This window comes from Metabacillus idriensis (assembly GCF_009674765.1).
Lineage (GTDB): Bacteria > Bacillota > Bacilli > Bacillales > Bacillaceae > Bacillus_P > Bacillus_P idriensis.
Genome location: NZ_WKKF01000006.1, coordinates 120871 through 139247, shown reverse-complemented (window position 1 = coordinate 139247; position 18377 = coordinate 120871). Strand labels below are relative to the sequence as shown.

22 protein-coding genes are annotated in these 18377 nt (G+C 41.2%); 2 read left to right on the top strand and 20 right to left on the bottom strand.

Features of this window, described 5'->3' with window-relative positions:
- Positions 1–13: 13 nt before the first annotated feature.
- The 4 genes from GJU41_RS17815 to GJU41_RS17800 form a co-directional block, all read right to left on the bottom strand.
- Positions 14–736, bottom strand: a complete 723-nt coding sequence (locus GJU41_RS17815) for a lysophospholipid acyltransferase family protein (protein ID WP_154319188.1) — start codon at positions 734–736, stop codon at positions 14–16.
- Between the two features lie 67 nt (positions 737–803).
- Positions 804–1286, bottom strand: coding sequence for a dihydrofolate reductase (locus tag GJU41_RS17810; protein ID WP_070877892.1), 483 nt, complete (start codon positions 1284–1286; stop codon positions 804–806).
- Complete coding sequence (locus GJU41_RS17805; protein ID WP_070877891.1) at positions 1283–2077, bottom strand: thymidylate synthase; 795 nt, start codon at positions 2075–2077, stop codon at positions 1283–1285. The genes GJU41_RS17810 and GJU41_RS17805 overlap by 4 nt, the downstream gene beginning before the upstream one ends.
- Positions 2078–2127: 50 nt before the next feature.
- On the bottom strand, positions 2128–2844 hold the full coding sequence (locus tag GJU41_RS17800; protein WP_154319187.1) for an anthrax toxin lethal factor-related metalloendopeptidase: 717 nt from the start codon (positions 2842–2844) through the stop codon (positions 2128–2130).
- A gap of 158 nt (positions 2845–3002) precedes the next feature.
- On the opposite strand from GJU41_RS17800, the gene GJU41_RS17795 reads away from it, so the two are divergent.
- Entirely contained in the window at positions 3003–3164 is a 162-nt protein-coding gene (locus GJU41_RS17795; protein WP_154319186.1) for a hypothetical protein, read from the top strand.
- Positions 3165–3214: 50 nt separating this feature from the next.
- Here GJU41_RS17795 and GJU41_RS17790 read toward each other — a convergent pair whose 3' ends face one another.
- The 16 genes from GJU41_RS17790 to GJU41_RS17715 form a co-directional block, all read right to left on the bottom strand.
- Entirely contained in the window at positions 3215–3991 is a 777-nt protein-coding gene (locus GJU41_RS17790; RefSeq protein ID WP_070877889.1) for a TerC family protein, read from the bottom strand.
- Between the two features lie 198 nt (positions 3992–4189).
- On the bottom strand, positions 4190–4714 hold the full coding sequence (locus GJU41_RS17785) for a phosphatidylglycerophosphatase A family protein (protein ID WP_070877888.1): 525 nt from the start codon (positions 4712–4714) through the stop codon (positions 4190–4192).
- A gap of 16 nt (positions 4715–4730) precedes the next feature.
- Complete coding sequence (locus GJU41_RS17780; RefSeq protein ID WP_154319219.1) at positions 4731–5315, bottom strand: YpjP family protein; 585 nt, start codon at positions 5313–5315, stop codon at positions 4731–4733.
- A 304-nt stretch (positions 5316–5619) separates the two neighbouring features.
- On the bottom strand, positions 5620–5745 hold the full coding sequence (locus GJU41_RS17775; RefSeq protein ID WP_154319185.1) for a YuzL family protein: 126 nt from the start codon (positions 5743–5745) through the stop codon (positions 5620–5622).
- A 27-nt stretch (positions 5746–5772) separates the two neighbouring features.
- Positions 5773–6555: a class I SAM-dependent methyltransferase gene (locus GJU41_RS17770; RefSeq protein ID WP_154319184.1), complete on the bottom strand. Its 783-nt coding sequence runs from the start codon at positions 6553–6555 to the stop codon at positions 5773–5775.
- A 186-nt stretch (positions 6556–6741) separates the two neighbouring features.
- Positions 6742–7176, bottom strand: a complete 435-nt coding sequence (locus GJU41_RS17765) for a BrxA/BrxB family bacilliredoxin (RefSeq protein ID WP_070877886.1) — start codon at positions 7174–7176, stop codon at positions 6742–6744.
- 72 nt (positions 7177–7248) lie between these two features.
- Positions 7249–8961: a dihydroxy-acid dehydratase gene (gene ilvD, locus GJU41_RS17760; RefSeq protein ID WP_224771465.1), complete on the bottom strand. Its 1713-nt coding sequence runs from the start codon at positions 8959–8961 to the stop codon at positions 7249–7251.
- A gap of 187 nt (positions 8962–9148) precedes the next feature.
- Positions 9149–9895 (bottom strand): type I methionyl aminopeptidase, encoded by a 747-nt coding sequence (gene map / locus GJU41_RS17755; RefSeq protein ID WP_154319182.1) that lies wholly within the window; start codon positions 9893–9895, stop codon positions 9149–9151.
- Positions 9896–9918: 23 nt separating this feature from the next.
- Complete coding sequence (locus GJU41_RS17750) at positions 9919–10638, bottom strand: class I SAM-dependent methyltransferase (RefSeq protein ID WP_070877883.1); 720 nt, start codon at positions 10636–10638, stop codon at positions 9919–9921.
- Positions 10639–10840: 202 nt separating this feature from the next.
- A complete protein-coding gene (locus tag GJU41_RS17745) occupies positions 10841–11962 on the bottom strand; it encodes a conserved virulence factor C family protein (RefSeq protein ID WP_070877926.1) in 1122 nt (373 codons plus the stop codon).
- A gap of 78 nt (positions 11963–12040) precedes the next feature.
- Positions 12041–12691: an HD domain-containing protein gene (locus GJU41_RS17740; protein ID WP_154319181.1), complete on the bottom strand. Its 651-nt coding sequence runs from the start codon at positions 12689–12691 to the stop codon at positions 12041–12043.
- 11 nt (positions 12692–12702) lie between these two features.
- The gene (locus tag GJU41_RS17735) at positions 12703–13548 is read right to left on the bottom strand and encodes a DegV family protein (protein WP_070877881.1); all 846 of its coding nucleotides are present in this window, start codon (positions 13546–13548) and stop codon (positions 12703–12705) included.
- Positions 13549–13611: 63 nt separating this feature from the next.
- Positions 13612–14475, bottom strand: coding sequence for an amidohydrolase family protein (locus GJU41_RS17730; RefSeq protein ID WP_154319180.1), 864 nt, complete (start codon positions 14473–14475; stop codon positions 13612–13614).
- Positions 14476–14586: 111 nt separating this feature from the next.
- Positions 14587–15072 carry a glutathione peroxidase gene (locus GJU41_RS17725; RefSeq protein ID WP_070877879.1) on the bottom strand — a complete coding sequence of 162 codons (486 nt, stop codon included), beginning with the start codon at positions 15070–15072 and terminating at the stop codon, positions 14587–14589.
- Positions 15072–15575 carry a hypothetical protein gene (locus GJU41_RS17720; protein ID WP_070877878.1) on the bottom strand — a complete coding sequence of 168 codons (504 nt, stop codon included), beginning with the start codon at positions 15573–15575 and terminating at the stop codon, positions 15072–15074. The genes GJU41_RS17725 and GJU41_RS17720 overlap by 1 nt, the downstream gene beginning before the upstream one ends.
- A complete protein-coding gene (locus tag GJU41_RS17715; protein ID WP_070877877.1) occupies positions 15575–17260 on the bottom strand; it encodes a formate--tetrahydrofolate ligase in 1686 nt (561 codons plus the stop codon). The genes GJU41_RS17720 and GJU41_RS17715 overlap by 1 nt, the downstream gene beginning before the upstream one ends.
- Before the next feature lie 131 nt (positions 17261–17391).
- Between GJU41_RS17715 and metA the strand changes: the two genes are divergently transcribed.
- Positions 17392–18300, top strand: coding sequence for a homoserine O-acetyltransferase MetA (gene metA, locus GJU41_RS17710; RefSeq protein WP_070877876.1), 909 nt, complete (start codon positions 17392–17394; stop codon positions 18298–18300).
- Positions 18301–18377: the final 77 nt, after the last annotated feature.

Here is an 18377-nt window from a genome sequence, read left to right as displayed (position 1 = left end):
AACTCTCAGAGGCTTAGCCTCCTGAGAGTTTTTTTACGATCGTAAGCCTTAATTCTTCAGCCGTTTTCTTTAAATCTTTCCCTGTATAATCTTCTGCCAAAAATGGCTTGCACACTGTTACTTTGACGTTTGAAGATTTAAACCTCCAGCCGCCGTGCTTTTCCATGATATTATAGGTCCCGTCGATAGCAACAGGAACGATTGGGACGCCTGCGCCCGCTGCCATGCGCAAGGCACCTGTTTTGAATTCGGCCAACTCTTCTCCTTTGCTTCTTGTGCCCTCCGGAAAAATAATCAGGGAATGTCCTGCTTTTAATTTTTCTGCGCCATCTTTTAAAGAAAGCACTGCCTGTCTTCTGTTTTTGCGGTCAACAAACACACAGTTCATCACTTCCATCCACTGTGGAAGAAACGGCATCTTTTTTACTTCCACTTTAGATAAAAAGCCTGCAGGCTTCTTCAGAGAACTCATCAGCACCGGAATATCGAAATTGCTCTGATGATTGCTGACAATAAGGACTGGCCCTGCCGGCATGTTTTCTTCCCCTTTTACACTAACAGTTGAGCCGGAGGAACGAACGAGTGACCTTGCCCAGTTTTTCGGTAGCTCATGGACGGCTTCATCTTTCTTTTGCACAGATAGCCTTGGGTCTATTTTCTTGACCCTTTTTAAAGTCGGCAAACTGTAAATTAAAAATCCAATTCCGTAAATAACGGTAAATAACATTCTCAACATGTGGTTCTTCCCCCAGCTGTGCGTAAGAAAAGCCTCTCGTCAAACGAGAGACCAGTGATTGCATCTTCTATTTTTCATAAACGATAAATTCATAGTCATACGGATTTTTTTCATCTTTTGGACCTTTTTCCCGATGAATGATTTTGTATTGATCTTCTTTAAACTCAGGAAAATAAGTATCTCCCTCAAACGTTTCATCTATTTTCGTCACATACAGTCTGTCCGCTGAATGCAGACACTCTTTAAAAATTTCAGCTCCGCCGATGATAAAGAGATTTTGATCTGCATAAGCTTCATTTACAAGCACTTCATCCAAAGAATGAATGACTTTGACTCCCTCTTGTGAATACTGCTTATTTCTTGTAAGGACGATATTCTCTCTGCCGGGCAGAGGTTTTCCGATTGATTCAAACGTTTTTCTTCCCATTAATATCGGATGCCCCATCGTAACCTTCTTGAAATAAGCAAGATCTGCCGGAATCCGCCAAGGAAGGTCATTGTTGCGCCCGATCAATTGGTTTTTATCCATTGCCACAATCATGGAAATCATACACTGACCGCTCCCTTTATATGAGGATGAGGATCATAGCCTTCCAAAGTGAAATCTTCATATGTGAAATCAAAAATGGATTTTACAGCAGGATTCAGTTTCATTTTTGGAAGCTTTCGCACATCGCGTGTTAACTGAAGGTCTACTTGCTCAAGATGATTTTTATAAATATGCACATCACCAAATGTATGAACAAACTCACCAGGCTCTAAATCCGTCACATGGGCTACCATCAGCGTTAACAGAGCATAGGATGCAATATTAAATGGAACACCAAGGAAAACGTCTGCAGAGCGCTGATAAAGCTGACAGGACAGCTTGCCGTCAGCTACGTAAAATTGAAAAAAACAATGACACGGCGGCAGTGCCATTTTATCGACATCTGCAGGATTCCATGCACTGACAATAAGTCTGCGTGAATCTGGATTGTTTTTAATCTGGTCAATCAGCTTTGCAATTTGGTCAACCGTCTCACCATCAGCCCCTGCCCATGAGCGCCACTGATGTCCATAAACAGGACCAAGCTCGCCATTTTCATCGGCCCATTCATTCCAAATGCGCACTCCATTTTCCTGAAGGTATTTTACGTTCGTATCTCCCCGCAAAAACCAGATTAGTTCATGTATGATTGACTTCAAGTGAAGCTTTTTCGTTGTCAAAAGAGGAAATCCTTCTTTTAAATCAAATCTCATTTGATATCCGAATGTGCTGATTGTTCCAGTTCCTGTCCGGTCTTCTTTCACGGATCCTGATTCGAGCACATGCTTGCATAAATCCAAATATTGCTTCATTTAAAGACACTTCCTTCGTTTAGATACTAGAGATAATTGTATAGGAAGTTTCACTCGTTTTCTACCGTTTTGTGAAGTTTGGAAATAAATCGATAGGATAGCGGAGCATTTTCACGCAGCTCACCTCTTGTTTTTTCATTCAAATAATACATCGCAAAAATCTCTGCAAAATATTCTTCAGGAAAACGTTCAAAATATGTTTTTCCCGGAAAAAGCAATCCTGCCTCCTGCTTCCATATATTCAAGTAAAAAGGATTGTTTCTTATGTTTGAAAATACATTCCGATCAGCGGCGTGTGCAAACTCATGAAGCTCAAGCGATACCGATCCATGTCCCATGCCATATTGACTGTGGCCGATTTTGACAAAGACTCTGTTATCTTCTGTCATTCCAGGAACCCTGTCCCAATCTGATTTCGCCAAATAGCCCCGGGGAGTCTGTCCTGATAAATGCTCAAGGCCCTCTTCATCAGTCAGCTTCCCTGTAAATAGTTTGATCGTCACGTTGTGCTGCCATGCTTTTTCCAAAATAACAGGATGAACTTGATTTATATGGTTCACCATATCTTCTGCAGCCTGCTCTGAAAAGGGCTGATCCGGTAAGTAAACCATTTTATTAAGCGCTGAGCCGGATGAGAGCGATACTTTAGAAGAAAGCGGATGATCTTCAAGAAGACTGCCTGACGGAACATCTGCAAAAACATATTGATAGATTGAAAACATCGCCGAGAGCGAAATAATGAGAACAAGCAGCTTGATTTTTGTCATATATGTATAACTCCTAGAAGGATTTTCTGACTGTTTCGAACAATATATATATGAAAATAGTAACATATTGATTTTTTGCCGAATAGACATTAGACCCTGTAACTTTTATGCCAACTTCACCATATGATGGAAATTATCATGGAAATTGGGTGAAAAACATGAGGATGTTAATTAACAGGAATATTCCTTATAGACAGCGGCAGCAGCTGACTCAAGAAGTAATTGAAGTTATGACGCTTAAAAGCTATATGGTTTTAGACGGACTGACATCAATCGGACTGATATCCATTTTTTATTTGTATTTTAGGGGGATCCTTTAGAAAAAGAAGACAAAAAAAAGCCGCAGGCTGCGGCTTTTTATGCTGACGGATTAAACGCCAGTGCTGTTGCTGTGACTAGTTTTTTTACGGTAATAATTAAGAGCAAATGTACCTGCGAACATCACTAGAATGATGATGAAGAATACGGAATGCTCGATATGAATGTGAGCGACACTTAATCCCATTTTCACTGCGATAAGTGCAATTAAGATGTAAGCAGTTGTTTCAAGTTCAGGAACTTTGTCAATCAATTTAAGGAAAACCCCTGCAACTCCGCGCATCATAAGAACACCTAGAACTCCTCCAAGAAGAAGAACCCATACCTGCTCACTAACGCCGAATGCTGCAAGAACGCTGTCTACAGAGAATGCAATATCCATTAATTCAACTGCAACAACTGTTCCCCAGAATGTACCGAAAAGACGGATAAGAAGGCCTTTTTTGTTAATACCTTCGTGCTCCTCTTCACCTTCAGCATTTTCTTTTGATTTATCCATGAAATATTTCACAGCAAGCCAAGCAAGATATGCTGCACCTAAAATCTTAACCCACCATAGTTTAATTAAGAATACACCGACACCGATTGCGATGAAACGGAAGATGTATGCTCCAAGTAATCCATAGAATAAAGCTTTTTTCCGCTGTTTTTCAGGTAAATGTTTTACCATTACAGCCAGTACAAGAGCATTATCTGCTGATAATAAGCCTTCGAGAATAACTAATGTACCAATAAGTCCCCATGAAACCGGATCTGTAAGAACTTGTCCCCACATTTCCCAATTGAAAAATTGTGCGTACGTGTCAAGCATTCCTTGCAAAATTGACATCTACCATTTCCTCCTAAATATTACGTTAACTTTTTCATTATACTGAATAAAAGATTGCTTGTTAAGTATTTTGATGTTTCGTCATTAAATATACATCTTTATTCGATTTCCTCCATATGCCTATACGTTTGGGCGGAGGAAAAGTTTCATATGAAAGCAAAAAAAAAACGCATGAAATGTCTTCATGCAATTGAATCTTTATACTGTTGCCTGTGTTTGTCTGCCATCTGCAATATCTCTGGCCCGATGTGCCATCCTGCTTGCTGCTGCAGCTGCAAGCGCTGCAACAAGATCATCAAGAAATGTATTCACACGATTTCCGCTGTGTTCATCCAGAGCTTTGATAATGCCGAATTTTTCTTTATCCAAATAACCGAAATTGGTCAAGCCGATAGAGCCGTATACATTAACGATGGAAAGCGGAATAATTTCATCAATGCCATAAAGAGGTTCATCTGTTTCAACAAGATGCTGAAGCGGCTGCGGCAGCAGTTTCTGTTCAGCAAGCTGATCAAGTGCCAGGCCTGTTAGAACGGCATGTACAATCTCCCGTTTATTTAGAACCTTCTCTACATTTTCCACACAATCTTCAAGCGTAATATTAGGGATGTACTTTCGCTGAAGTGTCATCACAATATCAGCGATATCCTCTAATGTAACACCCCTGTCATTCAGCATTTCTTTCGTTGTTTTCACCATTTCATCGATTGTGTATTTGCTCAATGGACATTGCACCCCTTTAATGTGTCATCCAATTCGGCGGCATATTCTGGTTCCAGTAGATGCTGCCAAGTTCGTGATGCTTTTGAAATGAATCATGGTGTGTGTGATAGTGAAAGTTAAACCAATATCCCTGCTTTGGCGGATGATCGCGGCGGACATGAAATCTAAGGACATCCTGTCCCGTTTGTTTATTGTATAAGTGAAAAATTTTCTCGCCTTTTCCGTCTGCAGGTTTTTTTGAAATTGCCAAATCCCTGATATCTTCATCAGAGTGCTCATCAACATATTGTTTAATCGCTTCTTCCATCTGCGGAAGAATGATCTGTCTGAATTCATCCTCTATGACGGTTCCGATTTTGTCTCCGAATTTTTGAAAGGATTGAACCTCGGCAGCTGCTACAAAAGTTGATAGGCTGTTCTCTTTGGGCTGTTGCCAGTAAGCGGTTTCATCGGTGAAGAAATGTTTGTCTGAGTTCGTTAATTTAGCGGTAGAATCTTCAGAGGAATGTTCCTCGACTGTGAGGGCAGCTGGAGGAGCAACCATTCCGAAGGTTGCAATTGTAAATAAGATGACAAGCGTTTTCCGCATCCATTTGTTCATCATGTTATGTCTTCCTCCCAGTCTTCCTATTATAATATTATTCTATCATGGATAAATTCTAAATTTATAGAAATTTTTCGCAAAAAAGAAAATCCATTGCCTCAAAAGGGTTTTAAAAAAAGATGAAAAAGTTTACACTAAAGGAGATGTTGGAAATAAAATACTTTCACACTACTGGAGTGAATCAAAATGGGTTTTGAATCAGTGTTTATTATTGCATCATTCGTGACTCTGGCATATTTTATTTTCGCAGAAATAACCGATTAAAAAAACTCATGGCGCCCGCCATGAGTTTTTTTACTGCTTATTGTTTTTGCTTTTTATTTGCTGAAGACTGCTTGCGGCCAGTTTCCCTGACTGTTGTTCCCTGACCTTCTACTTCCGGAGAACCAAGCTGTGATTTTGATGGGTCGCTTTTTCGTTTTGACATTAGATGAGCACCTCCTCATCCTATTTTTCACGAATCTGTTATTTCTATCACACCAAAATGGAATTTTGCTGATTTTCGTTTATAAACATGAAAGCCAAGTGCTTCAAATGAGGAACTTTTCCAATGATTTTTTAAAACGACTCTTTTTTTTGCTACACGTTTTGCTTCCTTCAAAATTTCTTTTGATAAAGGATCTTGCACACTCAGGGATCTTAAGTGCTCTATCCCATGTGATTCTTCTATTTGCTCCTCAAACATTGGATCAAAATAAACAACATCATATGAGTTTGTGTCTAAAGAACGCAAGTAGTCAGCATGATTCATTCCCACAACTTGTATTCTGCGCATGCTTTTATCAAATTCGGCAATTCCTGTTTCCCATTTGCTTAGTCCTTTTTCCACAAGATATGCCACAAGATGATTCGCTTCTGCAGCCGTAACTTTCCCTGTCTCACCCGCTGCATAGCTAGCTATAATGCTGTCTGATCCAAGTCCAAGTGTACAATCTAAAAACCGGTCACCTTTTCTTAAATCTGCAGCAAAAATCAAAGGATCGCTCTCCCCTTTTTTCAATCGTTTCAAACGGAACATAGCTGAATTTGGATGAAAGAAAAAAGGATCCGAGGTACCTGCCTCATGTAGTTCAAGCCGATTTTGCCCTACTACAAGCACATCAGAATGATATTCTTCCTTCATTTTATCAACAGAACGTTTCTTGCGGGCCTTATATTCAGCTTTTAAATCTAAAGAAATTTCTTCTGCCAGTTTAATCATGCCGGGATTTGTCCTGCCTGCTGTTGTTACAATCAAAGTCTTTCACTCCGTATCTTACTTCATTCATAAAGGCTGTTTTCGCATGGATTGTTGTTTTTGATTATATATGTTGTCCGTTCTTTTCCGCTACAGGCACTTAGGTTTATAACATTTAGTCTAAAAGCAACAAAGTTTACGAAAAAACCTTTATAAAAAAGGATGCCCTATCAGGCATCCTTTCCATTATTTATTAGCTTCAAATGCATGCAGCAGATTATCCATAATATGTTCGATTGAGCTGCCTTCAATTTCGTGGCGCGGAATAAAGTGAACGACACCTTTTCCTTTAAGCAATGCCATTGAAGGAGATGAAGGTTCATGGCCTTCAAAGTACTCTCTCATCGCAGCTGTAGCTTCTTTATCCTGTCCAGCGAAAACTGTAACAAGATTTGCCGGTGCATGCTCAGCCTGCATAACAGCCTGTGTGGCAGCCGGTCTTGCAAGTCCCGCTGCACATCCGCAGACAGAATTCACAACAACCAATGTTGTTCCTTCAGCAGATTCCATAAATTCTTTTACTTCATCTTCCGTGGTTAATTCGTTAAATCCGGCGTTTGTCAGTTCAGCACGCATTGGCTTCACCATTTGACGCATGTATTCCTCATATGCCATTGACATAGTCATTCCTCCTAAACATCCGCATGTAGTAAAAGAATACTACAGGAGGAATGACAATTCAACAACCGAGCCTCAGTGTGTTTTCTGCGGTTCTTTTACATCTTCAAATGCATCTGTGACTGCTCCTTGAGATGCACAGGAAACCGTTCTAGCATACTTCCCTAACACTCCGCGTTTGCGAAGCGGCGGAGCAGACCATGTAAGTCTTCTTTCTGCCAGTTCTTCGTCTGAAACGTGAAGACGAAGCTCGCGGTTATCACTGTCAACCGTAATTAAGTCGCCTGACTGCACAAGAGCAATCGGTCCGCCTACTTGAGCTTCAGGAGTGATGTGGCCTACTACAAGGCCATGAGTGCCTCCAGAGAAGCGTCCATCTGTCAGAAGGGCAACACTCTCTCCTAATCCTTTTCCTACAATGATAGAGGAAAGAGACAGCATCTCAGGCATTCCCGGACCGCCCTTTGGCCCTTCGTAGCGAATAATCAGGACGTCGCCTGCAACAACTTCATTTGTTAAAACAGCTTCTGTAGCTTCCTCTTCTGTATCGAACACTTTTGCAGGACCTGTCATCTTCGTTACTTTCAGGCCAGAAACCTTGGCAACGGCTCCGCTTGGAGATAAATTTCCTTTTAAAATAACAAGAGGTCCATCTTTTCTCAATGCCTTCTCAAGCGGATAAATGACTTTTTGACCTTCTCTCAGGCCTTCCTGCTCTCTAAGATTTTCTTCAATTGTTTTGCCTGTTACCGTTAAACAGTCTCCGTGCAGCAAGCCATGTTCAAGCAACAGCTTCATTACGGCAGGCACACCGCCGGCTTCGTGAAGATCCTGCATCACGTATTTTCCGCTTGGCTTAAGATCTGAGATGTGAGGTACGGTTCTTTGAATACGCTCAAAATCCTCAAGTGATAAATCTACATCAATGGAATGGGCAATTGCCATAAGATGAAGAATGGCATTTGTAGATCCCCCAAGAGCCATGACAACTGTGATGGCATTTTCAAATGCTTTTTTCGTCATAATATCTTTTGGATAAATGTCTTGTTCAAGCATGCGGTAAACAGCTTGGCCCGCTTCATAGCAATCAGTTTGCTTATATTCTGATTCAGCAGGGTTGGATGAACTTCCAGGGAGACTCATACCCATTGCTTCAATGGCTGATGCCATCGTATTTGCAGTATACATACCTCCGCATGATCCCGCACCAGGACACGCATGACATTCAATCTGGTGCAATCCATCACTGTCAATATCACCATTATTAAATTTGCCTACACCTTCAAATGCAGAAACAATATCAATATCTTTATCGTTTAATCTGCCAGGTTTAATTGTGCCGCCGTATACGAAAACAGCCGGCACCTCTGCACGCGCAATGGCGATCATGCAGCCCGGCATGTTTTTATCACAGCCGCCGATTGCAACAAATGCATCTAAATTCTCAGCTCCCACAACGGTTTCAATCGAGTCTGCAATGACTTCACGGCTTGGAAGAGAGTAGCGCATACCCTCAGTTCCCATTGAAATCCCGTCAGAAACGGTAATCGTGCCAAAAATCATTCCCGCTCCGCCAGCCGTATTAACACCTTTTTTAGACAGCTCTGCAAGCTTATCAATATGTATATTACAAGGAGTGACCTCACTCCATGTAGAGGCGATGCCGATCATCGGCTTCTGAAAGTCCTCATCCTGAAGTCCAACCGCACGAAGCATGGCGCGGTTAGGCATTCGTTTCATATCGTCGCTGATTACTTTACTTTTGATTCTAAGATCTTTTTTGCTCACTTTCATCACCCCGTTAAATTTGTATTGTTATATACTATAGTCCGAATTCTTTAGTATTTCAACAATATTCTCATAATTTACAAAAATATTATCTTAAAATGTTAAAATTCTGCATGATCCATTGCTTACCATTAATAAAAAAGCGACCTCTGTTTATCATTCACAGAGAATCGCTTCATTCATGAGCTTATTGTTCTGTTAAAATCAGCGGGCCGTCTTTTGTTATCGCAACAGTGTGTTCATACTGAGCGGACAGTTTGCCGTCAACAGTGCGTGCTGTCCAGCCGTTATCATCCATTTTAGAATACCAAGTGCCAGCGTTTAACATTGGCTCGATTGTTATGACCATGCCTTCTCTCAGCCTTAATCCCTTGCCTGGCTTGCCGTAATGAAGCACCGTCGGCTCCTCGTGCATAGTTTTTCCAATGCCATGGCCTGTAAAGTCCCTCACGACAGAAAAGAATTCTCCTTCTGCGTAAGACTGGATGGCATGACCAATATCACCGAGACGGTTGCCGATGACAGCTTGCTCAATCCCTTTGTACATGACTGTTTTAGTAACATCCATTAATTTTTGAGCTTCTTCTGACAGGGTGCCCGCAGAATGAGTCCAAGCTGAATCTGCCAATGCGCCATTTAAATTAACCACGAAATCAATTGTAACAATATCCCCGTTTTTTAACGGTTTTTTATTGGGAAATCCATGGCATATTTCATCATTTACAGAAGCGCAGGTTGCATATTCGTAGCCTTTGTATCCTTTTTGCTCCGCTGTTGCTCCATGTTTTTTCAGATAGTCATCTACGAAAGCATCAATTTCAAGTGTCGTGACACCTGGCTTAACTAGTTTCGCAACTTCTTGATGACATGCAGCCAGCAGCTTGCCTGCCTCATGCATCCGATTAATTTCTCGTTCGCTTTTTAAAATAATCATTTTATTATCTCCTCTTTTTGCTCCTAATCTTCCTGCTTTCTTGATGTCGCTTTTATGATAAGAAAATGAGGATTCGTCATTAAATATTCATAGTTCCCAGGATGATTTTTCTTGAAGCTTTCTGTTCCTCTTGGTTCAGTAAGTTCATCAATGACAAAAAAACGGCTGGTTTCGGTAACAATTTTCTCCATCGGTTTTCTATAAAAGCTCACCTCAAAAGATGTACCTGCTTTCTTCCAAGTATCATGGAGGAGCACTTCATCAAAGTAATTTTCACAATTAAATTGTTTAAAATCCATAAATGGATGATGCGTGGAAAAGAGCAGCTGTCCTTTAGGCTTTAGGACTCTGCTGAATTCTTTAAAAATAGGAAACCAGTCTTTACAATAATGCAGTGTGAGTGAACTGACTATCATATCAAAAGTATGATCTTCAAATGAAAGAGGCTGGTTTAAATCATGACAGATAATACGGGCTGCTCCTCCTGTTTTCCGTTTTGCAGCCTCCGCCATTTTAGGGCTGATGTCGATTGCTGTTACGTCAGCGCCTTTTTCAATCAACGTCTTTGAATACCATCCTTCCGAACAGCCGGCATCGAGGATTGCCAGGCCTTCTAGCTGATCTGGAAGCATTCTCACCATCGCAGGGCGTTCGTAATCTGTATTGTATGGACTGTCTTGATCTACTTGCCCTTCGTACATACTGGCTAATTTATCAAATGCATCCTTAGGGGAATGTGTCATTCGCTCACCCATCCTTTTTAGACTAATAAAAAGTTCTTTGATTACCCTTTTTTTATTTTGAACGGATTTGGGGACTCATACGGGCACTTTGATTCTCTCATTCCAGGATTTGAACTTTCTGAGTGCTTCATACAGACCAGCCCCATGTAATTTTCCAATCACAAAAAGACTAAATCACTTTAGATGATTTAGTCTTTGCTCCTTACTTTCTGCTTTCTGTCATTTGCTTCCAGACAGAGCCTTTTGCTTCTTCTCCGCCTTCTATTCGTTCAATCGCCATTTTGATTTGAAGGCTGACTTCAAATTCAGGGTCATTTTCAGCTTGTTTTAAGGCCTCCAGAGCACTTTCATCGCCAACCTCATAGAGGAACATGGCCGCTCTCCATCTGACAAGCTTGTTTTTATCCTTTAAGGCAAGCATCATTTCCTCCATGGCGCTTGGGTCGCCGATGTCTGAGAGGCAATCTCCCGCTGTTCTCCGGACCGTTACAGATTTATCTTTCAGAGCTTTGTACAGATACGGAAGAACAGAGGACTCTTCGATCATTCCTAAGTAGACAGCAGCAAGTCTGCGTATTGACGCTTTCTCGTCATTCAGCGCTTTGTCTAAGACCGGCAAATCACTTTCTTTTGGATTCATCTGCTCCAGATGGGCAAAGCGGACTGTCCAATCGGGATCTTCAAGCATCTCCGGGGTCACTTCATAAGATTTACGGGCAGGAACCGGTTCTGCTTTATCTTTTTGCAGAAGGGCTTCTGTCATTTTTGTTAATCGTTCATCGCTGTATGCAGCCTGAAGCTCTTCCACAACATCTTTCCCGATTTCATCAAAATCTCCATATCTGACGCCCTGTTCTTTCCACTTTCTTTCAAGAACGACGTTATCTGCATTTTGCTGTGCCTGCAGGACGGCTTTTTGGAATCTTTCGGGCAGTCCAAATCGTTTTTCAGTCTCCCCATCTGAAAGCTTCACCTGCATCGGGATTCCGCTGAACATTTGAACGTGCACATTCACTTCTCCAAAATGCTCGTTGATTTGAGGTTTATTTTCTGCACCCTCTTCAACACTTTCTCCGAAGGCAGCGCGGACTTTAGGGAGAATTTCCTTCCAGTCAAATTTCGCATTGCGTTCTACAGCAAGGAAATCAGCCACATGATAAACGCCTTTTACGCCTTCAACTTTCAGGATTTCCTGAATAACCTGCGGCGCACCTTCTGCCGTTTCTTTTTTATAATTATTGCTTTTTCCGCCTGGAAGCTCTTCGTCTAATATAACTTTCATCGTATTTGGACTTGGAGTCGGTTCAATCGATTTGATATTCAAAGCCATGTCACTCCTTGTTTAATCTCTGCACTCATTCTACCATAGCTGAAAGAGGTCATGCCATTTAGAGGACCCGGCTTACAGTCCTCTGTTTGGTCCTTCCCATTCAAGAAAAAATTGAGATAAGTAGTCGACCATGAATTGGTGACGCTGCTGCGCAAGCATTTTGCCTTCTTCGGTATTCATTAAATCCTTGAGCTTCAGCAGTTTTTCATAGAAATGATTGATCGATGTTGACTTAATTGTACGGTATTCTTCGTAAGTCATGCTGTCACGAGTTGGTATGGAAGGATCATAAATAAGGTTTCCTTTTGAACCGCCGTAAGAAAAAACTCTGGCTATGCCAATTGCACCCATCGCATCCAGTCTGTCTGCATCTTGTACAATCTGTGCTTCTATTGAAGAAACCGATCTTTTTTTTCCGCCTTTAAACGATATGGTCGAAATAATGGTCAGGACTTCCTGAATCGAATCAGAATCGAGTCCTTCTTCTCTTAAAAGATTGGCAACCTCATCGGTTTTCATCCTGATGTCATCGCTCATCTTATCGTCGATTAAATCGTGCAATAAAGCGGAAAGCTCGATAATGGTTAAATCACACGAGTATTTTTTCGCGAGATTAAGAGCTGTTCTGCGCACTCTGTCAATATGGAGCCAATCGTGTCCAGTGCCCTCTGTTTCAAGACGGACTTTAACAAATTTTTCTATGTTTTCTGTGATTTGTTTCATATTGACACTTCCTATTCTTCAAACCACGTCACGCCCACGACATCCTCTCCTGTATGTACTCCAATGGTTGTGCAGAGCGGAACAAGCTTTATATGAATGTCCGGAAATTCTTTTTGAAGGACTTCATACAGTTTTGAAGATTTGTCGAGTTTGGAGCTGAATAAAACAGCTATTTCATGAATGCCGTGATTTTGATTTCCATTTTTTATTAGATTGATAATATACTGAAACGCTTTTTTCTCTGATCTTACTTTCTCAGCCGTGGTAAGCTTGCCTGATTCTACGCGGATGATGGGCTGTATGTTTAATAGACTTCCGAGATAATATTGTGTCCCCGACATTCTGCCACTCTTATGAAGCCTTGTTAAATCGCCGATCAGGACATATGTGCGGTGATTTTCACGAAGTGTTACAAGCTTTGCGGCAATTTCATCCGGTGCAAGACCGGATTCATGCATTTTTATCGCTGCCTTAACTAATCTTGTTAAAGGCTCAGATAATGTCAAAGAATCAACCACAGTTACAGGAATATCAACTTCAGCAGCAGCCTGCACAGCAGAAGTATATGTACCGCTGAGCAAACTGGATAAGTGGATTGAAACTATTTCATCATAGTTCTCTGCAAGCTCCGTATAGAGCTCGACAAATGCACCTGGCGGCGGCTGTGAGGTGGTAATGGCATTTGATGAGTCTTTTAATAAGGCATAAAGATCATCTGCCTGTAGATTCACTCCGTCAAGATATTCTTCATCATTTATACAGATGACCATCGGCACCCAGTAGACGTCCGGATGATCTTTCATCTCCGCATCAATGCTTGCCGTGCTGTCTGTTACCCATGCAATTTTTCTCCTCATATATGACTACCCCTTTGTTTAGAATTCAAACTATCCCCGTTTATTTTTATTAAGCACAGACATTTAAGAATCCTCTTTTAAAACCATATTTAATTTTGGAAATAATCTCAGTGCATTCTTATAAAAAAAGTTCTCGTGATGCTCATCAGGAATAATGTCCTTATATAAATCTACAAAAGGCTTAACACCAATTAATGGCCAGTCCGTTCCAAACAAAAGCTTTTCATAGTGTTCGCAATAAGACAAAGCATGAAGAAGATGATCAAAGAACCTTGATTGTTTTTTATCTGAAATATCCTTGGCAGTGCCGACAATCAGTCCTGACAAGTCTGCAAACATATTGTCATTTTTATTGACAACTTCTGCCCCGTCCAGCACCCATGGGTCCCCTAAATGCGCCATCATAAATTGGATATCGCGGTTTTCGACTGCCACTTCGTCAAGTGTAAGCGGATGACTGTATTTTAAAAGACCGCGTTCAGAGTATGTATCGCCTGTGTGAAAAACAACAGGAAGTCTGTAGGCTTTTGCGAGTTCATATATAGGGCCATAAACCTTGTCATAGGCATAATAAGGATAATACCCCAAATAGATTTTAATTCCTGCAGTCTGCGGATTCTGAAGCGACTTTTCAAGCAATAACAGGTTTTGTTCATTCAATTTATTGGGGTTGATCCCCGGACAATAAAAAAACTCGTTTGGAACCGGTCCATCAAAGTCAATTCCCATCGGTGTTTCAGCTTCGGGATCAGGAAATGCCCCAGGTATAGTTTCTGTCACACCCATGGCTATTGCAGCAACAACGCCTTCTGCTTCATATTCTTTTTGCAGGCCGTCAATCGAGTAGTCAACAAATGATAATGTCTCAGCCGTTTGCTTAAAGCTTTGAATCTTAGAAATATGCATATGAGCATCAATGATTTTCATGAAGGATCCTCCTTGGAATGGATATAAGAAAAGAAGCCGATTACTCAGGCTTCTTCTTTTAAATGATGAGAAATGAATAAATAACAAGACAAGAAGAGCTCTTCAGTCAGCTTAAGCTTCTTTTAACAGCTGCTGAATTTTCTCTTCCAATTCTTTAGGGTCTGTATTTGGCGAAAACCTTTCAACTGCTTTACCGTTTCGATCTACTAGAAATTTCGTGAAGTTCCACTTCACAGCTTTTGAACCCAAGAGACCAGGCGCCTCGTTTGTTAAGTGTGTAAAAAGCGGATGGGCATCAGAGCCGTTTACATCAACCTTTGCAAACATCGGAAATGTTACTCCGTAATTTATTTCACAGAAGCTTTTGATTTCTTCTTCGTCTCCAGGCTCCTGGCTCATAAACTGGTTGCAAGGAAAACCCAAGATTTCAAGCCCTTCAGATTGATAGCGTTCATAAAGCTCCTGCAGTCCCTTATATTGCGGAGTGAAGCCGCATTTGCTTGCTGTGTTCACAATAACGAGAACCTTTCCTTTATAGGAACTCATAGATTGTTCCGCGCCATTTATGGTTTTCATTTTTATGTCATAAATACTCATCACTTTGCTCCTTCATCTATTTTTTCAAGGGTATCGATGGCATGATCAGCCATAGCGATTAAGTCATCGATCTGTTCTTCCCCGATAAGCCGGTTGAATTGCACTTCAAATGTATGATGATAGACCTCAAACGGGACTCCGTATGAAATCCTGTGAGTTACCTCTTGATGAACGCCCCAGTGATCTTCAATGATTGATTTAATATACGTCTCATCTTCAGGTGTCCGGGCATGGAAGAATAAAATCACTTCACACCCGGGAACTGCAGCGGACTTTAACAGTTCACCGGATAATTGTGACACATTCATCAATAGATGAAATTCAGCGGAAGCTGCTTTTTTTCCTTCTTTTAATTGAAACGTATTTTGGTAGCATCTTGACATGGCTGCAAGATCCACTAAATCTTTTCGGTCTATTACGGTAATGACTCCGCCAAGATCAGCATCGTAAATCGCCCCTTCCAGGACGACCTTTAAGTTATCAAAAGCAGTCGGATCAAACATCAAAACAGTCCTCTTGCCTTGCCGTTTTCATCTACACTCATTGAAAGCGCAGCCGGTTTTTTCGGCAGACCGGGCATTGTCATAATATCTCCTGTTAAACAAACCAGGAATCCCGCACCAATTGATGGCTTCAGTTCCCGGATTGTCAGTGTAAAATCCTTCGGCCTGCCAAGAAGCTCAGGCTGATCTGAAAGGGAGTATTGCGTTTTCGCCATGCATATGGGCAAATTAGACCATCCATACTGTTCAAATTCTTTTACTTGCTTCAGTGCCTTTGAAGAAAAATCAACGCCTTTAGCTCCATAAACAGATTTAGCAACTTTTTCAATTTTATCCTTAATGCTGTCATTTAAATCATATAAGTAATCGAAGTGATTATCCGTATGCCCGATTGTTTCAAGCACTTTTTCTGCAAGCTCTATTCCGCCTGCACCGCCTTTTTCCCAAACTTCCGTAAGAGCTGCAGGATGAGCATGCTCCTCGCACCACTTCATGAGAGCATCCGTTTCTTCCTCTGAGTCTGTCACAAAACGATTAACCGCTACAACATAAGGAAGTCCGAAGCTTTCAATCGATTCAATATGCTTCGCAAGATTTTCTGCACCTGCAAGCATTGCATCTTTATTTGAGATTCCAAGCTTGTCTTTCGGCACGCCTCCATGCATTTTTAAAGCTCTTACTGTTGCGACAATGACAACCGCTGCAGGTGAAAATTCTCCAGCCCGCGTTTTAATATGAAGGAATTTCTCTGCTCCGAGATCAGCTCCGAATCCTGCTTCCGTCACAACATAGTCACCGAGCTTTGCAGCCATTTTTGTGCCGAGAAGGCTATTGCAGCCGTGGGCAATGTTTGCAAATGGTCCACCATGTATAATCGCCGGAGTGTGTTCAAGCGTTTGAACAAGATTAGGTTTAAGGGCGTCTTTCAATAAGAGAGTCAAAGCTCCTTCGTATCCCATATCACCGACTGTTACTGGCTCTCGCTCATAAGAAAAGCCAACAACAATTTTAGAAAGTCTTTTATTTAAATCATCAAGGTCAGAGGCAAGACAAAGAATAGCCATGATTTCAGAGGCTACGGTTATGTCGAAATGATCTTCCCTTGGTGTTCCATTTGCCGGTCCGCCAAGGCCAATAACTACGTTTCTAAGGGCACGGTCATTTAAATCCAGAACCCTTTTCCAGGTGATTCTTCGCGGATCAAGCTTGCATTCGTTCCCTTGATGAATATGATTGTCAATTAGTGCTGCCAGTGCATTATTAGCTGTCGTGATTGCGTGTATGTCACCTGTAAAATGCAGGTTGATCTCTTCCATGGGAATAACTTGCGAGTACCCGCCTCCAGCAGCTCCGCCTTTAATGCCCATTGTTGGACCGAGTGACGGCTCCCTCATCGCAATGACGGCTTTTTTCTTCAGCAGATTAAGGGCCTGGCCAAGTCCAACGGTTACAGTCGATTTCCCTTCTCCTGCAGGAGTGGGATTAATAGCCGTCACCAAAATCACTTTTCCGTCAGGTTTTGTTTTCACCCGATTTAAAAATTCCAAAGATATTTTCGCTTTGTATTTTCCGTAATATTCAATTTCATCTTCTAGAATATCAAGACCGCCAAAAATCTCCTGAATCGGCTTGATTGGTGCTTCCTGAGCGATTTCGATGTCTGATTTATGTTTTATTTTTAACACACAGCGCCCTACTTTCTGCTTTTATATATAGATTTCACGCACAATTGTAACACAAAAGCAAATTGAATTATTATTCTAAACTTTCTATAATAGAGAAAACTCAGAATGATAAAGAAAGTTGAGGTTCTTTCATGCCTATTAATATTCCAGCCGACCTTCCCGCCAAAGAAATTCTTGAAAAAGAAAACATCTTTATCATGGATGATGCCAGAGCCTATCAGCAGGACATCAGACCTTTAAATATCGTGATTTTAAATATTATGCCCGAAAAACAAAAAACAGAGGTGCAATTATTGCGTCTTCTCGGAAACTCGCCGCTGCAGCTGAATATTACCTTTTTGCGCCCGGAAACGCATGTCTCAAAAACAGAAAAGCAGCAGCATCTTAAGCAGTTTTATACGACATTTAATAAAATCCGCCACAAAAAATTTGACGGAATGATCATTACAGGTGCACCGATTGAGCATCTCGAATTTGAAGAAGTGTCCTATTGGGAAGAGCTTAAAGAGATTTTTGCATGGACAAACCAGAATGTCACTTCCACTCTGCATATATGCTGGGGTGCACAAGCAGGACTTTACTATCATTACGGCGTAAATAAATATAGTCTGAAGGAAAAATGCTTCGGTGTTTTCAAGCATGATATTTGTAATAGTTCTGTAAAAATTGTCAGAGGCTTCGATGATCAATACTATGTGCCGCATTCCCGGCATACGGATATAAAGAGACAAGATATCGAAGCGGTTGAAGCACTTGAGATTATCAGTGAATCTGCTGAAGCCGGCGTCTGTCTAGTCTCATCAAAGGATGCGAAGCAAGTTTTTCTTACAGGTCATCCGGAATACGATTTGCTTACGCTGAGAGAGGAATATGAACGCGACTTGGCTAAAGGGATGAATACCGCCATCCCGCTTTCCTATTTTCCGGATAATGATCCGGCTAGAAAGCCTGTACAGAAATGGAAATCCCATGCCCACCTCTTATTTGCCAACTGGCTGAATTATTGCGTCTACCAGGAAACACCTTACGAATGGGAATGAACTTTTTAAAAAAGGTTACAACTATTGGATTATTTTGTTAAAATTAAGCAGAATTTAATTTAAATTTTATGTAATCT